This window comes from Vibrio coralliilyticus ATCC BAA-450 (assembly GCF_000176135.1).
GTDB classification, from domain to species: Bacteria; Pseudomonadota; Gammaproteobacteria; order Enterobacterales; family Vibrionaceae; genus Vibrio; species Vibrio coralliilyticus.
In genome coordinates, this window is record NZ_ACZN01000018.1 from 108,354 (window position 1) to 131,083 (window position 22,730).

Annotated in this window: 15 protein-coding genes; 1 reads left to right on the forward strand and 14 read right to left on the reverse strand. The window is 43.8% G+C overall.

Going from position 1 to position 22,730, the window contains the following annotated elements; genetic code table 11:
• Nucleotides 1–22: 22 nt before the first annotated feature.
• The 3 genes from VIC_RS20025 to VIC_RS20035 all read right to left on the reverse strand — a co-directional run bounded on the left by VIC_RS20025 (nucleotide 23) and on the right by VIC_RS20035 (nucleotide 3,257).
• On the reverse strand, nucleotides 23–1,549 hold the full coding sequence (locus VIC_RS20025) for a tripartite tricarboxylate transporter permease (protein WP_039952354.1): 1,527 nt from the start codon (nucleotides 1,547–1,549) through the stop codon (nucleotides 23–25).
• Nucleotides 1,550–1,566: 17 nt separating this feature from the next.
• The gene (locus VIC_RS20030; RefSeq protein ID WP_006962071.1) at nucleotides 1,567–2,085 is read right to left on the reverse strand and encodes a tripartite tricarboxylate transporter TctB family protein; all 519 of its coding nucleotides are present in this window, start codon (nucleotides 2,083–2,085) and stop codon (nucleotides 1,567–1,569) included.
• 200 nt (nucleotides 2,086–2,285) lie between these two features.
• Entirely contained in the window at nucleotides 2,286–3,257 is a 972-nt protein-coding gene (locus VIC_RS20035; protein ID WP_006962072.1) for a tripartite tricarboxylate transporter substrate binding protein, read from the reverse strand.
• Between the two features lie 432 nt (nucleotides 3,258–3,689).
• On the opposite strand from VIC_RS20035, the gene VIC_RS20040 reads away from it, so the two are divergent.
• Entirely contained in the window at nucleotides 3,690–6,731 is a 3,042-nt protein-coding gene (locus VIC_RS20040; protein WP_006962073.1) for an HD domain-containing phosphohydrolase, read from the forward strand.
• Here the strand turns inward: VIC_RS20040 and VIC_RS26410 are convergent.
• The 11 genes from VIC_RS26410 to VIC_RS20100 form a co-directional block, all read right to left on the reverse strand.
• Nucleotides 6,697–7,443: a protein kinase domain-containing protein gene (locus VIC_RS26410; RefSeq protein ID WP_006962074.1), complete on the reverse strand. Its 747-nt coding sequence runs from the start codon at nucleotides 7,441–7,443 to the stop codon at nucleotides 6,697–6,699. The genes VIC_RS20040 and VIC_RS26410 overlap by 35 nt on opposite strands.
• 2 nt (nucleotides 7,444–7,445) lie before the next feature.
• Entirely contained in the window at nucleotides 7,446–10,829 is a 3,384-nt protein-coding gene (tssM, locus tag VIC_RS20055; RefSeq protein WP_039952359.1) for a type VI secretion system membrane subunit TssM, read from the reverse strand.
• A gap of 2 nt (nucleotides 10,830–10,831) precedes the next feature.
• A complete protein-coding gene (gene icmH, locus VIC_RS20060; RefSeq protein ID WP_006962076.1) occupies nucleotides 10,832–12,037 on the reverse strand; it encodes a type IVB secretion system protein IcmH/DotU in 1,206 nt (401 codons plus the stop codon).
• Nucleotides 12,038–12,042: 5 nt separating this feature from the next.
• Entirely contained in the window at nucleotides 12,043–13,374 is a 1,332-nt protein-coding gene (gene tssK, locus VIC_RS20065) for a type VI secretion system baseplate subunit TssK (RefSeq protein ID WP_006962077.1), read from the reverse strand.
• Between the two features lie 20 nt (nucleotides 13,375–13,394).
• Nucleotides 13,395–13,877, reverse strand: a complete 483-nt coding sequence (tssJ, locus tag VIC_RS20070) for a type VI secretion system lipoprotein TssJ (protein ID WP_006962078.1) — start codon at nucleotides 13,875–13,877, stop codon at nucleotides 13,395–13,397.
• Entirely contained in the window at nucleotides 13,877–14,821 is a 945-nt protein-coding gene (locus VIC_RS20075) for an FHA domain-containing protein (protein ID WP_039952361.1), read from the reverse strand. The genes tssJ and VIC_RS20075 overlap by 1 nt, the downstream gene beginning before the upstream one ends.
• Nucleotides 14,822–14,824: 3 nt before the next feature.
• Complete coding sequence (locus VIC_RS20080) at nucleotides 14,825–15,538, reverse strand: substrate-binding periplasmic protein (protein WP_038158866.1); 714 nt, start codon at nucleotides 15,536–15,538, stop codon at nucleotides 14,825–14,827.
• Nucleotides 15,535–16,536, reverse strand: coding sequence for an ABC transporter substrate-binding protein (locus VIC_RS20085; RefSeq protein ID WP_006962081.1), 1,002 nt, complete (start codon nucleotides 16,534–16,536; stop codon nucleotides 15,535–15,537). The genes VIC_RS20080 and VIC_RS20085 overlap by 4 nt, the downstream gene beginning before the upstream one ends.
• Nucleotides 16,533–19,067 carry an MFS transporter gene (locus VIC_RS20090; protein ID WP_157622147.1) on the reverse strand — a complete coding sequence of 845 codons (2,535 nt, stop codon included), beginning with the start codon at nucleotides 19,065–19,067 and terminating at the stop codon, nucleotides 16,533–16,535. The genes VIC_RS20085 and VIC_RS20090 overlap by 4 nt, the downstream gene beginning before the upstream one ends.
• A gap of 34 nt (nucleotides 19,068–19,101) precedes the next feature.
• Nucleotides 19,102–21,714, reverse strand: coding sequence for a type VI secretion system ATPase TssH (gene tssH / locus VIC_RS20095; RefSeq protein WP_006962083.1), 2,613 nt, complete (start codon nucleotides 21,712–21,714; stop codon nucleotides 19,102–19,104).
• A 74-nt stretch (nucleotides 21,715–21,788) separates the two neighbouring features.
• Nucleotides 21,789–22,718, reverse strand: coding sequence for a type VI secretion system baseplate subunit TssG (locus tag VIC_RS20100; protein ID WP_006962084.1), 930 nt, complete (start codon nucleotides 22,716–22,718; stop codon nucleotides 21,789–21,791).
• Nucleotides 22,719–22,730 lie beyond the last annotated feature (12 nt).

Genomic DNA, 22,730 nt, shown 5'->3' on the forward strand with positions numbered 1-22,730 from the left:
ATCGCCTCCTTGAAATGGGTGTTTATTGTTCCGCTTTAACGGGACTAGGTTTTAGTTTTTGAAACAGCTTAACGATAATAGGGCTAAACAACACCAATACGGCTAACACGGTAAAGGTCATTGTGATAGGTCTTTCCCATAGGAAGCTGAGTTCTCCATCAGTGATCATTAACGCCCGACGCAAGTTCTCTTCCATCAATCCGCCAAGGATAAAACCAAGCAGTAATGGTGCGAGAGGGAAATTAGCCAGCCTCAACGCAATGGCACCCATCGCAATCAACAACATGATGAAGACATCCATAGTGTTGAATGACACTAGGTAAACACCAGTGATAGAGAAGAACAGAATCATCGGTAACAGCACTGTCCTAGGAACTGCTAACAGTTTGGAAATGTAAGGAATCAGTGGCAAGTTGAGGATAACCAAAACAATGTTGCCGAAGTACATCGAGATGATGACTGACCAGAAGACGTCAGGGTGTTCGACAAACAGACGTGGGCCTGGTTGGATGCCATAAGCAATTAGTGCGCCTAACATGATTGCTGTTGTGCCTGAACCCGGAATACCCAAAGTTAAAAGTGGTACAAAAGAGCCACTTGATGCCGCGTTGTTTGCTGACTCTGGAGCAACTAACCCGCGGATGCTGCCTTTACCAAATTCTTCTTTTTTATCTTTAGGTGCTAGGTTACGTTCCATACCATAGCTCAGGAAGGCTGCGATAGTTGCACCAGCGCCTGGCAACACGCCAGTAAAGAAACCCAAAATGGAAGAACGGATCGAAACAGGCGCGACCTCTTTGACTTCCTCTTTGGTAACTTTCATGCTGCCAATGTCACTCATTTTGCTTTGTTCTTCGTTGCGAGTGTCTTTTTCTGGCTTAAGGATGCCCATTAAGGTCTCCCCTAATGCAAAAGTCGCCATCGCTAACAGCAGGAAGCTGAATCCATCCATTAAGTCTGTCAGTCCAAATGTGAAGCGCTCAACACCCACGCCTTTGTCGATACCTACCGTGGACAGCATCAGGCCTAGAATGGTCATCATCCAAGCTTTGATTACCTGACCTTTACCAGCGAAGGCAGCAACGGCTGATAGGCCCAATAGCATCAGTGCGAAGTAGTCAGAAGACTGGAAGCTAAGTGACACACTTGCCAGAGCAGGAGCTGCTACGAGCAGCATAATCGCGGATAGGGTACCACCCGTGAATGACGAGTAGGCAGCTAATGCTAGTGCTTTACCAGCTTGACCTTTCTGCGCCATTGGGTAGCCATCAAAAGCGGTCACAACGGTAGAAGAACAGCCCGGAGCGTTGATTAGAATTGAGGAGGTTGAGCCACCAAATACCGCACCGTAATACACACCTGCCATTAAGATTAGGCCTGATGAAGGATCTAATCCATACGTAATGGGGATCATCAGAGCGATAGCTGAAATAGGGCCAAGGCCTGGAAGCATACCGATGAAGGTACCAACGAAACATCCGACGATCACCATCATGATGTTCATCGGCATAACTGCGGTCGAAAGACCTTGTAAGATTCCATCTAACATTTGTTATTCCTTACTGTTTACGACCACATGGTGAAGATGACGCCCGGTTCCAGGTAAATATCCAGTCCCTGAGTGAGCAGCAGATAAAATGCGATGACAAAAGGGAAAGAGGCTCCGAACAGGACCTTTTTCCGTCGTTCACCCAGTAGGTAGAAACCTGCGAGCAGGAATAGTCCCGTTGCGAGCACAAATCCAATGTAAGTCAGCCCTAAACCATAAAATGCCATCAACGCTAAAAAAGCGATCAGCAGTTTCCAGTTAAAATCCATTACCGCGCCACTTTGCTTATCCGCTTGGCCTGTCACAAGCAGTATCAGAGAAAGACCGATACCGATAAAGGTCAGAAGTGTGGGTAAGGTGCGAGCCGTGAAGGGTTCATATTCGTCACCGGGAAAAAGAGGAATTTGTGATGTTTGATAGCCGTAACAAAGGCATACGATAAGAAAGATCATGGCACCGACGCGATCGCGACAAAGCAAATTCTCTTTTGAGAAAAACTGACCTTTGTTGAAAGAATTCGTTGGCAAGTCCGACATATCCAACTCCATTTGCATTTACATTGAGGGAAGAAAAAAGCCGTACAAGAGGGATTAATGAGCATGTATCACTAACCAATAAGCCATTTGCTGCTAGTCAAAGAGGCTTAGCTGTTTATTTCTAAACAGAGGAGATTGTGTCGTTATCTCAGGTACGGCAAAAAGGAAAGAGGGCAAGTGCAAGTTTGCCCTCGACAGGATTACTTAAGGAAACCCAGCTCGCGCATTAGGTCGCCCATTTGCTTTTCTTGATCTTCAAGGAAAGCGTAAAAATCTTTATCTGCCTTATAGTTATCGATCCAGCCATTGCGATCTCGAACGACCTGCCACTCGTCGGTGTTATACATTTTCTGCAGCGCGGTGTTCCACTCATCCAGCTTTTCTTGGCTGGTACCTGGAGCGGCGAAGAATCCACGCCAGTTAGCAAAGACAGTTTCGTTTCCGTATTCCGTTAGAGTTGGAATTTCCGGTGCTGCATCTAGGCGTTTAGGTGCTGTGACCGCTAGGATCTTAACTTGTCCAGATTTTGACATCTCAAGTACTTCACCTAGGCCGGTGGAAAGCAGTTGTGTTTCGCCAGAGAGTAGAGCAGCCATGGCTTTACCGCCTGCATCGTAAGCGATGTAGCGCACTTTACGTGCATCGAAACCTTCACCCTTGAACGCTGCCGCTACAACTAGGTGGTCCATACTGCCACGAGCTGAGCCGCCAGCAATTTTGACTTTGCGAGGGTTAGATTCAAAGTCTTTAACTACGTCTTCCCAAGTGTTGTACTTGGAATCGACAGAAGTCACGATTGCGCCATAGTCTGCAATGGTGGCTGCGACCGGTGTCAGGTCACGGAATGACTGAGGGAAAATGCCTGTCAGTGAGCGCACGACGATTGGAGTAGAGTTCACCATCAGCGTATCTTCTTGGCGCTGAGCGGTTTCGATCAGGTGAGCAATGGCTTTACCGCCGCCACCGCCGGATAGGTTTTGGAATGAGACGTTGTCGACGATATCTGACTTAACGAGGACATCACCCGTTCCACGAGCCGTCATATCCCAGCCACCACCAGCACCGCCAGGGATTAAGAAGTGTATTTTTTCAAGATCGGCTGCAAAAGTGTTGAAAGAAAAAGACGCAGCGATGATTGAAGCTGCCAGTGTTGGCTTGAGTACCTTAAACATGATTCACGTTCCTTATGTTCAGGTGCATCTTCATTGAGATTGCACTTATCGTTATCAGTTTTCCATTAACAAGGGAGGGAAACTCGTCAATAGATGCGTTTAAGGTTAATGGTGTGTTAAATAATTGTCGTTAATACGTTGATAAAAACAATATTGAGCATTGTGAGGATTTTGTTCATAAAGTTCACGGTAAAATTTTTGACCTGAACAATTACCCTAATCGGCATTGTTCTGCAGCTAAATTGTTGACGCGCTGCGAATAATCGAAATTTTCCTTCCAGATATGTCTCTGCTTTCTATGCAATTACTACACTATTTAATTGGTACTTTAGTTCATCTCAAAGTCTAGAAGTTATGGCCATGGAGGGCGTGTAGTTGGACGAATTGAAGAAGCATAAGCACACATACTCGATACGCTTTACAGTGGGAACGATGTTCATTATTGCAACGATCGTTACATCGATGTTCGCAATTAGCCTGCAGTATATTTTTACTCGTCAGATGTCTGAAGAGCACGTAGTAAGCAAACTGACCAAGGCGACAACCGACGTCAGTGAGTATATCCAAGAGGTCGATCTGAACGCGAAAAGCAGTGCGCGGATTCTGAGCAGTATTTCAAGAACGATCGATCATGATTTCAGTGAAGAAGAAATCCGTACCATACTGATTCAAGTATTGAAAGATAATCCATTGTTTTACAGTATTTATTTTGGTAATGGCCAAGAGGACTTCTACCAGATTATCAACCTAGAGTCTTCGCCAATTGTTCGGCAGCGCATTGAAGCCCGTGCGGATGACCGTTGGGTGGTGATCAAAATTAATGGTCCGGAACATAATCGAATACGCCAGACGATTTATTACACCTCCGATTTTGAACAAACTGGTGTTCGTACCAAACAAAGTAATTATTTCCCCACACAGCGTCCTTGGTACCAAGCTGCTTCAGCAGATGATGTGTACAAGACAGAACCATATCTCTTTAAGCACTTGAAAATTACTGGGCAGACTTATTCTCTGAAGACACGGGAAGCGGTATTGGGTATTGATATAGTTCTGTCTTCGATCAGTTCAAGAATCACCGCTGCCGCAATGGGCTTGCCAACCGACGCAGGCATAGAATCGTTTGTTTTTCATCGCACTGGTGAAATCATTGCTTCCAATCAACAGGGAGCGGATGAGATTCAGTCTGTGACCAAGCCGCTAACTTTAAGCCCGAGTGAACAAGCACTAGTGGATAGGGCGCCATCTTTGTTGGTATCGAATCAACTGAACTGGAGGCCATATGACTACGCCCGTGCCGGTGAACCGCAGGGTTACTCTATCGCGTTACTGAATTTATTGGCAAAGAAAACGGGGCTCCATTTTGAGTTTATTAATGGGTTTTCGAGTGATGAGCTAATTCGTAAGTTAAAACAAAGCCAGCTGGATATTGCACATTCGCTTCCAGAAATGGATGTGGATGCTGAGCACGCTCGGATACTTCTGTTTAAAGAACCTTTAGCCATGGCTTTTTTGGGGGAGACAGCACCTGATTGGTACTCAAGTAAGGTTGGAGTTATTGATGGGCATCGCTTTAACGCTAGTTCTGTTATGGGAGAAGTTAGCCCGACAGTATTCAGTGACGGCGAAGATGCGTATCAGGCGTTACTGAAAGGTGATATCCAGCTTTTACGCGACACGAGGAGGACTTTGGAACATTTAGGTCAAAACAACAATGTTAAATTCCAATTCCTGCCGATTCAGGCATCTGCACCTTTTTACCTGACACTAAGTGAAAAGCATCATGCGCTCGAGTCACTATTAACTCGTGCCATTGACAGCATCACACCCGATGAGCTGACAACGTTGAGTGATGCGTGGTTTAGCCAAGTCAAAGAGCATCGAGTGCCTTATGAAGGATTAGACTCTTTGGCGGGCACAGGGACAATCCACAAACGTGAGGTGAACGGTAGCAGCAAATTCTTTTATGTAGAGGCATTAGGAAAAAATGCTCAAGACAACGAAGAGTTCCTTGCTGTTATCGTGCCGGAAGATGTGGTGATGGCGCAGGTATATGACAGGTTGTATACCTCGATTGGTGGCACGGTGGTAGTCTTATGCTTGTTGCTACCTGTAGCTTGGGTATTTGGTAATCCGATTGTAAAACCTATTCGCCAGCTTCAGGAAGAAACGAAGAAAATTAAATGTCGCAAGTTTGATGATGTACAGATAGTGAATTCCAATATTAAGGAAGTCTGGGCGTTATCACATTCCATTCATGATATGGCACGAGAAATAAAACGACATGAAAAGCAACAAGAGGTGTTTGTTGAGTCATTTATTAAGTTGATTGCTCAAGCCATCGATGACAAATCTCCTTATACGGCTGGTCACTGTAATCGCGTTCCTGAGCTTGGAATGTTGCTTGCGGAAGCGGCTGAGAAATGTGACTCAGGCTCACTGAAAGATTTTTCGTTTGCCAACAATCAGGAACGTAGGGAGTTCCGTATCGCAGCTTGGCTACACGACTGCGGTAAGATAACCACACCTGAACATATCGTTGATAAAGGCACTAAGCTCGAAGCTAACTATAACCGTATTCATGAAGTAAGAATGCGATTTGAAGTACTGTGGAGAGATGCTGAAATCGAATTTCTACAATCTCAGTTAGCGGAAGACGTAGACAAAGAGCAAGCCTTACAGATATTGCGTGCAAAGAAAGCCCAGCTACAAGAGGATTTCGAGTTTGTCGCGACATCGAATGTCGGCGGTGAGTTTATGGGGAAAGAGCAGGTTGAGCGAATTAATTCCATAAGCCAAATTACATGGCAGCGAAATTTTGATGATCGATTGGGTTTATCGCCTTTTGAAGAATTGAATAAGCCAGCCACTCAACGCACTTTGCCGGCAACAGAGAAGTTACTTGATGACAAACCAGAACATATACAGCACCGAATTAGACCGTTGGAGTTTGATCCTAAGTTTGGCATCAAAATGGATGTGCCGAAATACCAGTACAATCTAGGGGAATTGTATAACTTATCTATATCAAGAGGTACATTAACGGCAGAGGACAGATTCAAAATTAATGAACATATGATTAGTGGCATCAAAATGTTGGAAGCTTTACCGTTTCCGCCCGAACTTAGTCGAGTACCACGTTATGCTTCAACGCACCATGAAACCTTAAAAGGTACGGGTTATCCACGTAAATTAAAGGCGGAAGACTTATCGGTACCAGAACGAATTTTGGTCATAGCGGATATTTTTGAAGCGCTTACTGCAGCAGACAGGCCGTATAAAAAAGCCAAACCAGTGAGTGTCGCGGTAGATATCCTCCATAAAATGGCGTTGGATAAGCATGTCGATATGGAGCTGTTCTTATTGTTTTTACAAAGTGGGGCTTATCTAGAATATGCCAATAAGTTTTTGCCCGAAAGCCAGAACGATAAAGTTGATATCACCCAGTATCTGACGCGAGAGCAAGTTGCCTAGCACGTTTAACTTGCTGTGCTACTAGTATTTGATAACAACTTGAAAGGCTCCCTAATATTGGGAGCTTTTCTGTCTTTATAAACTTGATCAACGACTGTTCTGAAAAAGGGTGATGTTCCCACATAGTTTGCAGCGAAATAGCGAGTGAAAAGAAATCATTCTGAGGGGAAATTTCACCAGTGCGTAGGTTCGGGTTTAGAGCAGAAAACAGAGGAGAGAGAGAAGGGCTTGTTTGTTGTTCGTAACTGGACCCTATGGGGAGTATGCTTCCCATATCGATCAATATGGTTCGGTAGCATGGCGTTACTATCAGGTTGGAAGGCTTGATATCGCCATGAATGTATCCAGTGCCGTGTAAGGCAATGAGGGCCTGCTCAGCGTTACTGGTAATTTCTTTTTTTAGAGAATGATCTAGTTGAGAATAATCGATGGACAGAGATTCAAAAAACTCCAGCATCAGCCAATCCATCCCCATATCGGATCCATAGTCCAGATACTTGGGCCAGTAAGGAGAGGAATGATGATGCAGGAATTCAGCTTCTGTTTTGAGTTGCTGTTTTGCAGCTACACTATGAGCAAACTTTACAATCGTGGGTCCAAAATGTGGGTGAGTCGCGAGATAAGTACCGTTGCGAAGCAGCGAGTACTGAGTAACCTTCAGTACTCTAAAGCATGTTTCTATTTTGCTAGCTGCTTCGCGGTTTATCTTCACATTTAGATACTCGATGGTAATGAGAAGGCAGAGAAGAAATTCGGCACAAATGGATTGTTTTGTCCCTGCGTCTTGATACTCAACTCAACCTGACTTTCTCCATACTTAATGGCTACTTCAGTTTGCTGAGAGGTCGTAGATGCAACTCTTGGTTCAATCAGCTTAAACCAAGCCCAGTTACCTTCGAATTTCTCGTTAGCAATAGAGCTGGCTTGTGCTTTTATCTGGAAGCCTAATGCATCTTGCTCAATTGCTGTTGCGTTCCAACTTTGTTTACTCCATAGGCGCGGGCCGTGTTGATAAGTAAACAATGGCTTTTCACCTCGGATAATAAACTCGGTGACATCTGAACTCATCTCTTTGGCTTTAAGTTGGAATTGCAATGACATATTTTGCGGATCCGCCAAGAATAGGGCATTTCGAATATCACGAGCTTTGTCTATCATTTGCCACACTGCTGGATCTAACGCTAACCCTGTATTCGGTAACAAACCATACAAGTATGGAGAGCGTTCTTCGGTGGAGAAACTCTTCAGTTTTGTTTGGTAGAACTGGTCTAAGATTCCGTTAACTTTAAAGAAGGCTGCAACGTCAGCCGTGCTTGCATCTAGGCTTGCAGTCTTGTTAAACGGATAGTAAGCAGCAATGGTTGTTTCGTAAGGCTGATAAACCTCTGTTTTCCATGTGCTGTTCAGATAGGCATGTGCCAAGCTCATAACAAGATCGTTAGTTTGCTTAGTAATCTGAGCTAGTATCTGTTTTGAAATGCTAGGCTGAGAGGCCTCTTGCTGTGCCAAAAGTGAAATCGGGTTACTGGTTTTTATTTCAGCTGTCAGTGCTTGATAGGCCACTTTTTGCGGATCTTCCGCCTCGTAGAATTTGCCTAGCCAGGTTTCTGCTTCTGTAAATTGCCCTAGTAACGCATCAATTGGCTTATTACCTTGGTCATCTGCGGTAACCTGTTTGTGGTATTGGCTGAACGCGATATAGATTTGTCGTGCAGACTCTTTCTTATCGATATCCTGCTCGGGTGGTTGTTCACCTTCCTTCTTAGCTTCTGGCTGAATTAACTCAACAGACGTGTATTTGCTGATAGTCGTATACAGCTGAGCCAAAGGGTTGTTAGATGCGGTTGTTAGTACAGCAAGCGTCTGTTTTAGCTCATCAGCATTTGAAATGCTTTTAACTTGGATATGAGTAGCAAAGTCTCGCCAGTAATTAATGTAATCGCCCTGATACATTTGCTTGAGATCTCGGCTGATACGATACATTTCTAGCGCACTTGGTGAAGTGCCAGCAACTCCCTCGTACGCTTTCAGAGCGTCTTTAAGTACTGGAGAGTCGACGGATAAGTCCAACTCGTTGAAGCCTGATGGTGTAAATAGGTAAGGAACCAAGTAACCCACGTAGTCTGGAGAGAAAGACAGCAACTGATTAAAGTTGGTCCCAAGCTCCTGACGAACATCAATGCGCTTCGAATAGGTTGGCGAGTTCAGGATATGCTCATACAAAAGAGTCTCTATACCAGTTTGGTTAATGACCTTTTTGGCTAGGCTTTCTAAATCAAAATTAGGCTTGATAGGAACTAAATCCTGCGCAAAAACGTCATCAAGCAAGACCCTAAGTTGTGCAACATTGACGCTGTCTGCTTCGCCTTGCTCCTCTAGCGTAGTGACAAAGTAATTCTTGAGTTCAGTAATGTTGGTTCGTTCAGGATTGAACAGCAAGCGATAGTTGTTGAGCAAAGACAAAGTTTTTGCTTGGTCTTCCAGGTTGACGTAAACAAACAGATCTTTCTCTAACGTATTTTCCATAGAAGGGATCAATACGCGCTGTAGTTCACTGAAATAGGCTGCCTGAACATCTTTCATGATACTTGAGCTCGGCATGATTGACAGCGTGTACCAAGGCTTAGGCTCAAGATACAGAGAATAAATCCGGTTTAGAGAATACAGATTTGGAATGTTATCTGACATGTTTTCAATGTCATAAGGCTGCGCTGCGATAGACTCCTTGTAGCGTTCGAGCATGCTATCGGCACGCGCTTCACGTTGGCTTTGATAGTCGAAGTCCAATTTTATGACAAGTAGTACACTTGCAAACAATCCTAGCCAGAATAGGGTATAGGCTGTTTGCATAGTCAGCAGTAAGTTTTCTTTGCGACGATTGACTCCAACAAGATCGTGCTCGTTAAGTACAGCGTGAGTCATCAGGTGCTGAGCAAATAAGGTTTGCTGCACTGGGATTTGTTGATGCTGCTGAAATTGCTCGTGTCCAAGAGACTGGTTTACGACGTTAGCTAAAACATCGTGTTGCGCTTGGTTCGTGCCACTATGTGTGAAATAAAAGCCTCGGAAGTTAAGCCCATCTTGTAGCTGATCGCCGCGATATAAGCGATGAAGGAACTGCCACAGACTTTGTTTTAGTAAACCGAATTGGTATGGGGCTGCACAGATTGCATTGCGGTAATCTTGATTTAGTTGCGATGCTAGAGCGGTACTCATATTAGCGATTAACTGGCTAATGAGGCTGTCATACTCTTCATTGAACCAGTCCCCATCAATTCCGCCATGCTTTTGAATCGGAGATGTAGCACCAAATACCTCGTTCCGTTTTGTTTCATCAAAAGCAGAGAAGAACTGACAAAAATCGTTAATTTGCCCCATCTGAGTAATGACGTTGTAAACTGGTAGATTAAGGCCAAATGCTCGGTTGAACCCCTGAATCTCAGATTTTATCTGATCTGCTTTTTGCGTTAGGGTCTCCGTGGAATTGAGTAGCTCTTTCACATCTGTCGTCAATAACAAGCCATTAATTGCCTGACGCGGACGCCATTTGTTTAAACTCTGGCAGAGCGTTTTGATGTAAGCAGGGTTTTGGTCCTCTCCCAAGCTCACCGAAATAAGTATTGAGTGTTCACTTAGCCAAAATAAAATAGGGAACTCGATATCGTTGCCAAAATCATCCACTTTGTAAGCTTCATAACCCATTTGAGTAATGATGCTCTTATCTTTACGAGGATCGTCGCTGAGTAGAATATAAGTTGGTTGATCGTAACGGCTACTGAGGCGTTTCTTTCTCTTTTGCACGTAAAGCATCAACTTAAAGTGTTGTGCAAGTAGTTTACAGCGCTTGTTGATTAGCGCTTTTTCTTGATTAGATGTTTGTGGCTTGTTCTTTCGACGAGAAAGTAACCAATAACATAGCGAGCCTAAAAGGATGGCGACCAGTAGTGTCGATAGTACACCAACTAAAGTGTGTGTTGGGTAAGCATACTTCCAGGTCAGAACACCTCCAACAGCAAAGGTAATGACCACAAACAGAAGAGTCCAAAGTATGCTGCTTCGTCTGTTGTTTGTAGATTTAGATGAAGTTGATTCTGCCATTCCTAAGGAGCCTCTGAAGTTTTCTTAGTTTCTTTTATTGTTTTTTTGTTTTGCACAATGATGGCTTTGATTGCGTCTTTTTCTAAATACCAAGCTTTAATCTCTCTGGCTTGTTGAGAGGATTCGCTGCGAACAATGACCCGATAAAAGGAGTGAAACTGTTCTACGATAGGCGTGTAAGCGGATGGGGACAGTGTGCTTATAAATGCGTCTGCATTTTTTTGTGACGAGAACGTTGCCAATTGTACCAACCATTCTGACTTGCTGGTCAGCATTGAAGGCGGTGGAGTTGCATCGACCATCTCTACTTTGCTAGCTCGTTGCGGAGTATTTACCAAATCATCATCGTTGCTGATGAAGACGATATCGTTAACTTCACCTGATAAGACGTAACGTTCGCTAAAGTCCGGTAAGAAGTTAAAGTCTCGTGCGCGCTGTGGCATTGTTTTTTCATACCAGAAGTGAGTTAAGCCTATACTCAGCGCAATCAAAGTACTGAAAAATAGTGTCGTTAGCAGATAGCGTTTTCTGCGTGTTGGCTTACGTGCTTTAGGCTGCTTTACTCGAGTCCGGCAGTGAATGCTGTTGCTTTGGCGGTATTGGCTGATGACTTGCTCTAGCTGATGAATGAAGCTCTTTAACTGTTCACTGCCTGATTCCCTATATTGACCTTTGAAGCCGATGTTGAGGAATATGTATATGACTTCAAGCAGATCGATCAATTTATGAGGCTGTCTCGTTGCTTTTTCCGCAACGGTGAAAAACAATTCACCGCCATTTCTCATACCGAATAATTCGCTGAGCAGGGTTTTATTTTCCCAGCCGCGTTTTTCTCCCCATTCGCTGTAGATAATTAGCTCATCTAAAACAACGGCATATAGGAAGCAGAGTTTATCAATAACCGCTACAGGGTAAGTTAACTCTGCACCTTTGGCTTTGATTTCATTGATATTACTTACAAGCTGGTGGCGAAGTGTTGTGACATCTTCTGGTTCTGGCAGCGTTGATACTTTTAATGTCGTTGACAGTAACTCACTGCTGATATTAATTAACTGGTTTTCTGCTTTATCAAAGTAATTCAGAAACTCATGATGGTTTTTACTGGCATTAACCGACACCCAGCGAGATGTGTTTTCATCGTTGTTCTTGTCGGTAAAGTCAGACTTGTTTGTGTCCCAAACCAGTGTTTCTTCGTCTAAGTAGTCCATAGGCATTATCTCAACGCGTACAACATGACTTCTAATTCACTAATGCGTGTATCTACATGCATTGCAATAGCATCACGGTTTTCAAGCATCTCAAGCCACATCCTATCGGAGGTATCCACTTCGAAGTAAGAAACCCCTTGCATCGGCTTTAATTCACTTGGCGCAACAGGCAGCGGGGAGAGCGCTATACCTGATAAACTGTTTCTCACTAGCTCAACAATGCGCGCGTTGTTACCCAGCTTGGCAGAAACGGGGAACAGCTCATTAAGTTCAGCACTACTTATATTTGACTTAACGGCAAGCACGAATCGGCGATTAGAGACGCTTGCCGTATCCTTAATCAGTGTACGTAACAAGCGACGACGTTCGAACAAAGAGGAGTCCCAATTGAACTCGATAACAGAGTCCTGTTGGACCAGAGTAAGCATATTACGCAAACTAGAGAACAGAGGATTAAAGCTATCATACAGCCTGTGATACTGAAGATTGCTACATGGCTCAGGGATTGCCGGCGTCAGAGCCATTACCTGGGCTTCAAACTTTCGCAGTTCGAGGTACAAATCATGCGTCTGGAACTTAGGGTTATTGATGGTGAGATCAAACCACGGCAGCCATGTATTTAAAGTCTGCAACCAAAGGTAATCTTGCATCATAGACTGAGGGCTCTTCTGTCCCTGTCCAGCTTGGATTCGCTTGAGCAGATTTGTTGCTCTGTTGGAAGAAAGAGCGTGGATCTCTTTCATGCGCTCAACCAATAATGTCGAAGCGCCGTAGTGAAGACAGGCAGGAATAAATGCTCGATCCAGTACCACATCTCCTGATTCGCTGCTTTCCAGAATTTTAGAAATAGGAATCAAGGTAAAACCGGAAGTATCTTCACCCTCAAGCTTGATAGAAATGTTCAGCTGGGCAACATCTATTTCGACACTTGCATTTTCTGACGTTGATGTGTCGAAAACACTGATGGACTGTGTGACATAGCGACTCTGCTCTGACTCATCACTGCCATAGTCATTGTTGCCTTGCAAAGATATTGGTAGGGCGAGATAAGCAATGGTTTCTATTGTTCCTTGAGGAATATCTCTGGCGACCTCTTCTTTCAGCTCAAATTGAGTTCCATCAGGGAAGACACCCGCTGATGAAGCTACCGAGAGTTTACCAATTTTAAGTAGATCGTGATTGATGGTTAATTCAGTCACACCATAAAAGGGAGCAAATCCTGCCAAGGTCTCGATATTTTGACGAACGTAATTTTGGACATATCGATCCTGCTGCTGAAAATGTTGTGGGGCAATGAACATACCTTCTTGCCATACTACTTTTTTGAATGCGTCCACGTACTTTCCCTATTTTATGATTAAAATAATTTCCACCAGGGAGAATCTGGCGTAATAACTTCGAGCTTGGCTTTGTCACCTGAAATGCTAAGTTGCAAATACTCGTCTGAATTTTTAGGTAACATTGACACCGACTTTGGCTCACTTTGTTGATAGTCAATAAACTCCACCAAAACACCGACGTATTGTGTTTGGTTATTGATATCTAAAGTTATTTTCTCCTCGCTCCCAGGAATGACCACAGGCAAAATTTGCTTGGAAATCAAGTTAGCGCTAAGTAACTGTACGTCATTGCTGTACAGGTCGATAAAAGGCTGCTGTTTAAACATTTGTGCATCAGTCAGCTGGTAAAGGCGTACAACCACAGGGTTGGAATCGTTAGACTCCGAAGGGTTGGCCGATTTGTCTGACTTAATTGCTAATGAGTATTGTGTAACAACAGGCGCTGGATCGGATGAACAACCCACCAGAAACAGAGCCAAAACAAAACACCACTTAGCCATCAATTTTCCTCTCTTTGCTTTTGCATGTTTTCCATAAAGAGAGCTTTAAACTGGCGTCGGAAATCTCCATTTTCTTGTCGGTGCTGAAAGTGCTTACGGTAGATTCTCCAGTATTTCTTTTCTTTACTACTGAACATGCCACCGGAAATATAGTCGCTAAACTGTCTCTCTAGCTGAGAGGGTGCGAACTCGTTAAGAAACTGATCAACGGTTTTCTCAAGGGCATCAAACAATGCTTCGTGATGTAACGTTGGGTTTCTCAAGTACTTTTGGTTTTTCTCTGTCATCGAAAGCAGTTTTTCCAGAGATGACTCAATCGGGGTATCCGCTTTTGATTGCACAGGTAGAAACTCCGAATCTTCCGGATCTTGGACCACTTTTGCATTTGCGTTGATATCATCCACTTCAACGTGTTTCGCAATTGTATCCGCATCTAAATCTTCAAATGGATCCGCAGCAAACGGGTCATCACTTAGAATGTTGTCTTGGGAGAAATGGTTGCTTTTTTTACTTTCCACGGGAGCTTTATCTTCCTCCAAAAAGTCGATTTCGTCATTCTCAAGTTGGAGTGAAAAAGGTTCAGAAAACAAATCGTCGTCTTTTTCCTCAGCAGATGCCTGTTCTGATGTGATCAATGTTGATACCAACATGGTGTAGTTTTCGACCTTGAGAATATCACCGTCATTGAGCGGGTATTCTTTTCCCTTTGCCATCGTTTTATCGTTAAGCACTGCGCTATTTTGGCCTGTGCTCTTTACACAGTAACCGCTATCAGTCAGGCGAATACTGCCGTGTACCCTTGATATACGTTTACTTTGGTCGGGTAAAGAGATGTCACAAGAAGTTGCCCGCCCAAATTCACCACCTGTTTTAGGTAAGTACACAACCCTAGAAGTAACGACTTCATCAGAGGGTACAGAAATCAAATGAATACTAATTGTCACTTGTTATCCCTCACACTTTAAAATCGCTGCATTGAATGCAGATAAAAAACCAGAGTACTTCTTAAGGAAACGTTTTGAGAAATAGACGCCCATCGGTTTGGTGTCCATTAACTGAGACTGGAAAAAGTCATGTGGTAAAGATGCCTCTTTTAACTCTCCGCTGAACACTTTTTCATCTTCCAGTGCTACGTCAATTTCCCTTTGTTTTAAAAGCTTTAGTAATACTTTAGCATCTCGCGGCTGTTTGACTACGTTGAATCCGTTGCGCTTTAGCCAAAACCACTTGTTGGACCCAAATTTTGCAGAAAATTTGAGGTTAACTTTGGTTAGCTCGTCCATCTTAGGCTCTACACCCGGACCAAAGTACCAACGAAGCTCTTGCTGAGCGATAGGTTCTGACAGCGTTGCGTATTCGTCTCGCTCTGCCGTTTGTGTGGCTACAAAGAAGCCGTGTTGAGTACCACTTTGAACTCTGAGCTGAGCATCTGACCAGACCGTCATGGTTATTTGGTAAGGTTGACCCATATGGCTAAGTGCGCATTTTACTTTGTCTAAAGCAAGACCTTGCATCTGCCCATGCTTATAGTCTTGATAGGGCGGCCAGTCTTGAGTCGTCAAATGCAGACGAGCAGGCCCAAATGTTGATTGTGCTGATGCGTTGGCTACGGTGAATAAGCCAATCAAAATAGTTAGGCAGAAAGTAAAATACGGCATCATTCTGACCATTCATTTCCTCCAATAAGCTCGGAAATTTTTAAAATAGAAACAGGTGGATAATAGTCTAGTGTTCTTGCAGCGCCGACGTTGACTATATATGAATATTGGGTTAAAGGTTCGATTGGAACGTCACTCGGCTGATACTTACCACTTAATATTTGCTCTGCTTTATGACCAGCAAATTGACCCACGTTGTAGTAGCGGCTCACAATACCAAATAGAGCATCATGTTTGCGTATAGGCGACTCAGTTGCTGAAAACGTTGCGATGCCTTGTTGGTGTAAGTTATCAACAATATCTTTCCCTTGACTGATGATATAGGAATCCGGTGGAAGATAAGCTAACTGAACACCATCTTCAATCATTAGGTCAACAACCTTTCCAACAGAGCTAGAGTCTGGTTTGTCATTCAATGTTCTTAGTGGATAAAGATAAACATCCTTTTGATACTTGGCCGAAAGTGTTTGTATACTGCGAGCTGTTACTACCGCATTGTTTTCTAGTGGATTGAAAATGATCCCAATTGTCTTTATTCCGCTCAATTGACTAATCGCGTTAAACTGAACATTGTGTGGAACAATGTGGCTTACGCCTGTGAAGTTGCGACCCTTTTCATCAAGAGAGTCTACGATTTTAGAGCCGACAGGGTCAGTAACAATACTAAACACAACGGGTGTATCACTGTTTTCTCTAAAGCGACTTGGATTGTGTTCTGTACCGAGTAGGTTCAAAGTGATGGTTGTGCCAAATGTGTAGATCAAGTCGGGATTTCTTTCTTCGACACTCGCTAAGTGTTGTTTTAGGGCTTCTTTATCACGCTTTGCATCAAGTACGGTATAACGCACCTTCATTTTGTTGGATAAGTAATCCATAAATCCGCGTTCTGCATCAGTCACACCTCGCCACAATACCATGACAACATGTTTCTCTGATTCCGATGTATCAGCCAAAGACACAAACGGCAGGATAGTCAGGAGACATAAAAGTAGAACTCTCATTTAACCACCTCCATTTGGTTTTTATCACGACGAGTAAATAAGCTATAGAAGCTTAGTAACACGATCGAACTAATAAGAAGAGCTACACCGAATAACATAATGGTGTCTTGGAACCCTAAAACACTGAGAGCAAGACCTGCGACTAAAGGACCGGCGATATTACCAATTCTCTCAGTCAGTCTGAATATGCCTATAGTTTTCCCTTTATCTAAGCCAGAATCTGACAAGAGGTCGATAATAAGAGGGACCTGAGGTGAAACGCAAATACCATGTGCAATACCAACAAGTATTACTATTAATAGCAACCCAAATGTGCCAGGAAGCATCATGATATTAATCAATGCACCTGCAGACAAGATACCGCCGATAAATATAAAGGCGATTTTGTTGTTCCATTTATCAATTAATATGGCTGCAAGCGGCGAAATGACAATGATTGCTAGGCCATAGGTCATCATTACTCTGCCGGAAACGGCACTGCTTTCGCCAAGAGATTGCAAATAAACAGGGCAGATGTAGTACAGAAAGCCCGTTAGTACGATTTTCGCAGGAATGGCACTGAAGAAAGTGATGAGCGCGAAATATTTGTTGCTCAGTAGAACCTTAAAGTCGGAGAGTCTTACTGGCTTACTTTCACTGTTGGCTTCGCCCCGGTCAAAGAAACTAATAACGAGCATGACTCCCACGATGGCAAATGCGGCGGCTAGCAAGAATGTCACAGAATAGCCCAGCTTATCTGCTAAAACACCTCCGATTGCTGCACCACATAAGGAACCAGAGAAAAATGCAGACAAGAATGTCGACATACCTTTGGTTCTGTTATGAGAGTTCGTAGTGTCTGTGACATAACCCTGAGCTGAGATAAACACGATACCATAACCAACAGCGGTAACGGCTCGAGCAATGAGTAGGAGTTCTAAATTAGGGCTTAACGCGGTTGCAACCAAGCCTACAGAAGTTAGCAGCCCCCCAGCTATCAGCGATTTTCTACGCCCGACTTTATCTGACCAGTAGCCAGCAAACGGAAGAGAAATTGCCCAGCACAGCATGAATAGAGAAATTGGCAAACTGGTGACAAGGTCTGCCGGAATTAAGTTGTGAGTGCTTGGCAGGCTAGCCACAAAATTCGGGAAAAAGGCAAGGGATGCTGCTTCTGAAAAGATCAGGATAAATAGAGGGAGTCGAACAAAGCGATAGTCCTGAATATTTCGAGTTGGCAAATCCTTATGGGCAAATGAGCCTTTCACCAACTTATTGAGTTTCCCAATTAATGTACCGAACTCGTCATTGGATTGAACATTGACTAAGTAGGGCACTTGTTTGTGGTCGCCCATGGCGATCAGTTGTTTTATTTGCTTCCACGGTTTGATGATCATGAAGTTGCAAATAAACAAAATTATCTCAATAACAAACAATCCAGAGGCGACTAAGACAGTTATCATGTCCATAATGCTGTCTTTGATCATCTGCGGAATAATATTGGTATCCGCCATCATCTGTAGCTTGATAATACCTGTATCGTCGATTGGGATAGAAAGCTCACTAGCTTCAACATAATCCGGAAAGAACTTGGGATGCTGATAAATAGCAGCGGTATCGCGTTCGAGGCGTATCGACAATAATTCGGGATGATGCTCAATGTAAGCTGAAAACTCTTCTTCTAAGCCAGCGAGACGATCTAGCGGTACTCCTTCGTCAATTAAGCGGCCAATCATGTGCGAAAGAGTATCGCCAATCAGATTCGACTTTTGCTCAAGTTGATTTTCATAAACGACAGAGAATTTGCTTAACGACTGATAAGAGCTACCTAAATTTGATGTTACGGTCAGAACGATCGCTAATAGAATGATCAAAAGCGGGAAATATCGCGCTCGAATCTTATCCCACTTTGATCCACTTCGGTCTGCAATAATGTGTGTTTTTGCTGCGGCCAGAAGTTCACTGTCAGGTAGCCCTTGAGTATCGATTGCATTTGTCGCGGATTTGACTTTCTTAAGCAGAAAGTCGATCAGAGAGTTTAATGCCAAATAACCAATGACTGCAGCAACCATCACCCATAGGAAGGTGTCCATTATTTGCTGCGACAGTAGGTCTTGTTTAATTTGGTCTAGATAGAGTGGGGAGTAATAGAGCCTCAGCTCACCCTCTTTTACATCAAAAGTATTGACGATATCGGTGGTGAGCAGCCGATCGGTGTCAAACTTAGCTACCCCAGTCGTAAACAGGACTTCATCTGCGCTGTTTACAACTTGAATTTTGCTGATGCCATCAACCAACTCAGAGCGTCTCTCAATGAGTGATTGAATATTGGAAATTGATGACAAAGGTAAACCCAAGCTCATCGCTTGGCGAATGTCGTTGTCGGTTTCATCCAAAACGACCTGATATGTTGAATCGCTAGTTTGTGTCAGGCGCTTGTCGAAGTTGAGATAGTTAAGCGTTGTGTTCAGGCCATTTGAGAACAGCAGGACAGCTACGATAGCCAAGATAAGCTTGGCTCGCAAAGATATAAATCGCTTAGTTTTATCCATATATGCGGTATCCATCCTGCTGTTTTATCCGAACTTACTGAATAGTAAGCTCGAATCCTTCCTCACTGTTTGCGGCTGTAACAGATACTTGGGTGATTGGCTGTTGCAAGCTCAATCTACTGATACATTCCTCTGCCAATTTTGGCATTAATGAACGGTTGATGATCTGCTCAACAGCACGACCACCTGTAGTCGGGTCAGTGTTTTTGCCCACCACGTAGTCAACAAAACCTTCATCCCATGTAAACGACGCTTGATACTGCTCTGCCAGTTTTTTCTTAATGCGGTTGAGAGATATCTCCGTGATTTTAGCTAACTCTTCATCATTTAGTGGGTAGTAAGGTACGATGGTTGTACGACCCAAAAACGCTGGCTTAAAGTAATGTTGGAGATCAGGACGAATGGCTTCAAGTAACTCTTCATTGCTCAATCGTTCGCTGTTGTCCGCACAGACATCACAGATGGCTTGATCCGCCGCATTTGAAGTCATAATGATGATGGTGTTTTTGAAATCTACCGTTCTACCTTCACTGTCTTTAATGTGGCCCTTATCGAAAATCTGATAGAACAAGTCGTGAACACCTGGATGCGCTTTTTCCATCTCATCCAAAAGTAGCACAGAGTATGGGTTGCGACGGATTGCTTCTGTTAATACGCCACCTTCACCGAAACCAACGTAACCAGCAGGAGAGCCAAGTAACATAGAAATTTTATGCTCCTCTTTGAACTCAGTCATGTTGATAACCGTCAGATCATTGCTACCTCCGTACAGCTGCTCTGCAAGGGCCATCGCAGTTTCAGTTTTACCAACACCACTTGGACCACACATTAGGAACACGCCAATCGGCTTACGGCTGTCAGTTAAGCCTGCACGCGAAATACGAATCGCTTTGGCAAGCTCTTGCTTTGCAACATTTTGACCAATGACACGCTTATCCAATTCTTCTTCTAATGAAAGAAGGCGAGCAATTTCGTCGCTCATCATGTTGCCGACAGGAATACCAGTCCAGTTAGCAATGACCTGAGCAATGGTGTTGTCATCAACCATTGCATTAACTAGAGGCTCTTCACCCTGCAATTCACCAAGTTGGTCGATAAGCTCATTGAGTTTGTCTTGCTTGGCTTTATCTACCGATTCTTCAGCCTGCCCATCGCTGATTTCTTGCTGGAGTGTTTTTATCTCGTCAACCAAATCAACTTCTTGCTTCCAACGAGCTTGATAGTCTGTCAGCTTCTTCTCGTTTTCTGCAATTTCGGTGGTTAGTTCCGCAATTTCATCTTCCGCAATACCAAACAGAGCGTTCTCTTTTTCCAGTGCTGATTTTTCGTTTTGTTGATAGCGAATGGTTTGCTCAAGCGCCTCAATCACTTCTGGCTTAGCGCCTTGTGTTAATGCAATACGAGCACTGGCAGTATCAAGCAAGCTGATCGCTTTATCAGGTAGTTGGCGACTTGGAAGGTAACGAATAGATAAATGAACAGCGGCATCAATCGCTGATTCTGCAATGAAGGCACCATGGTGTTTTTGTAGCGATGCTGCGATACCACGCAACATTTGCTTGGCATCTTCAGCGTTTGGCTCTTCTATTGATACAACTTGGAAGCGTCGTGTAAGAGCAGGATCTTTTTCGAAGTATTTTTTGTATTCAGCCCAAGTAGTCGCTGCGATGGTTTTAAACTCTCCGCGTGCTAAAGCTGGCTTAAGAAGGTTAGCTGCATCATTTTGACCTGCTGCACCGCCCGCGCCAATCAAGGTATGGGCTTCATCAATGAAGACAATAATAGGCTTTTCGCTGTTTTTCACTTCATTGATAACGTCTTTTAGACGATTTTCAAACTCACCTTTGACGCTTGCACCTGCTTGAAGTAAGCCAAGATCAAGTGAATGGATCTGTACACCTTGCAGGGCACCAGGAACTTCGTTGGCCGCGATACGTAATGCTAGACCCTCGACAACGGCTGTTTTACCTACACCAGGCTCACCGACCATGATCGGGTTGTTTTGGCGTTTTCTACACAGAATATCGATGGCTTTACGCACTTCTGAATTCCGACCAGAGATAGGATCAATATTGCCGTCCAATGCCTGCTGTGTCAGATTCGTTGTGTATTTACTTAATGCGTCATTGCCGACAGGGGCACCGCCAGTGCCATCTGCGGCAGCTGCGCCAGTTTTTGCTCTAGCAACGGCTGTTTTATTGATTAGTCCTTGAAGAGATTCCAGTGAAACACTTTGTAAGCTTTCTAGCTGCAGAGTATTCATACCCAGCACGTTTTGTTGCAACATAGCTTGAATCAGGTGGAGACTGATCACTTCGCCATGGCCATAGTTCACAGAGGCAATCATCCAAGCATCTTTGACGATTTCGGTAAGCGCTTGGCTTAATGTTGGCTGGCCTTCATTACCTTTAGGAAAACGTGCGATTTTTGAAGACAGCTCGTTGACCAAGTTATCTTGGGATAAGTTCTGTGATTGAATCAGGCTATTTAAATGTTTGTCTTGCTGAGAAAGAAGCTGAAGCAACCAGTGTTCTGTCTCTATAGAAGGCACATTTTGATTCATTGCGGCACCAGCTGAAACTTCAAGTGCTTGTTTCAGCTCTGGTGACAGCTTAGCGACTAAATTTGTTAGTGTAACTTGCGTCATACCGTTTTCCTTGTATCTCAAGAGGCATCAATACGTCTTTAATACCTAACTCTTTGTTTGGTCCTGAAGTTAGATTACTTCAGAAGAATACTTACGATTTGTTGAGGTTTCCTTTCCGGCGCAAGGCAATCGACTTCGCCCAATTTCGCCGCGTTATATTTATTGCTTGATAGTCGTGGTCGATTTAGGTACTCCCGTTTCACATTTAGATAAACGGAAGTCGGGGTGTTGTCCTTCAAGTAATGTTGGATGAGTTCTTTCATATTGCTCGCCAACAATGGATCTGATTGAATCGCTATCAACTCGTTTTCTGTTTTTGGAGTGATGGAGACAATTAGGTGACTAAAATGTGTCAGACATGTTTTGCCGATTAAAAAGCCTTGACCCACTCGGCTATTAAAATGCTCTTTTTGCCCCAGGCGAGTTAGAGAGTCAGAAGGCAATTGGCGCCTTTCATGTGTTTTGGTGGAAACTTGAATAGCGAAAGGGAAATAGTCATTTAGCATTTGGCTCAATGTACTTAAACTGCGCTGCCCTTGGCTTAACAACATCGAATATTGGAAATACTTGCCATGATTCTTTTTTAATGTCGCGATATGGTTCAACAACGCGGTCTTTGCAGGGTAGAGCTCATTTTGTACGACAAGCCAGGAGCCCGTTTCCAGTTGGCTGACAATTTCGAAATATCGCTGATTGAAGACATCAAGAAAGTCTTTTAAAGCATGGTCATCGTTGTGCAAAGCCGCTAACAGCTCTTCGTATATGTAGTTAGGTATAACCCCTTTTACACCTGATAAAGCTTGTTTTGCCAATCTCAACTTGAGTCGATTATTCTTCAGAGAGAAGTACTGAATTTCGCTGGCATCACCTGTTGGCATTGCTTCTGCTTTCAGCACAAGCTTAACTCGGTTCGGAGTCTGATTAATCCAATGCGTCAACAATCTCATCGCTTGAGCGAAGTCGTATTGCTGCGGGTGCTGAGTTAGGTCGTTAATGAATGACATAATCGCTTTCCT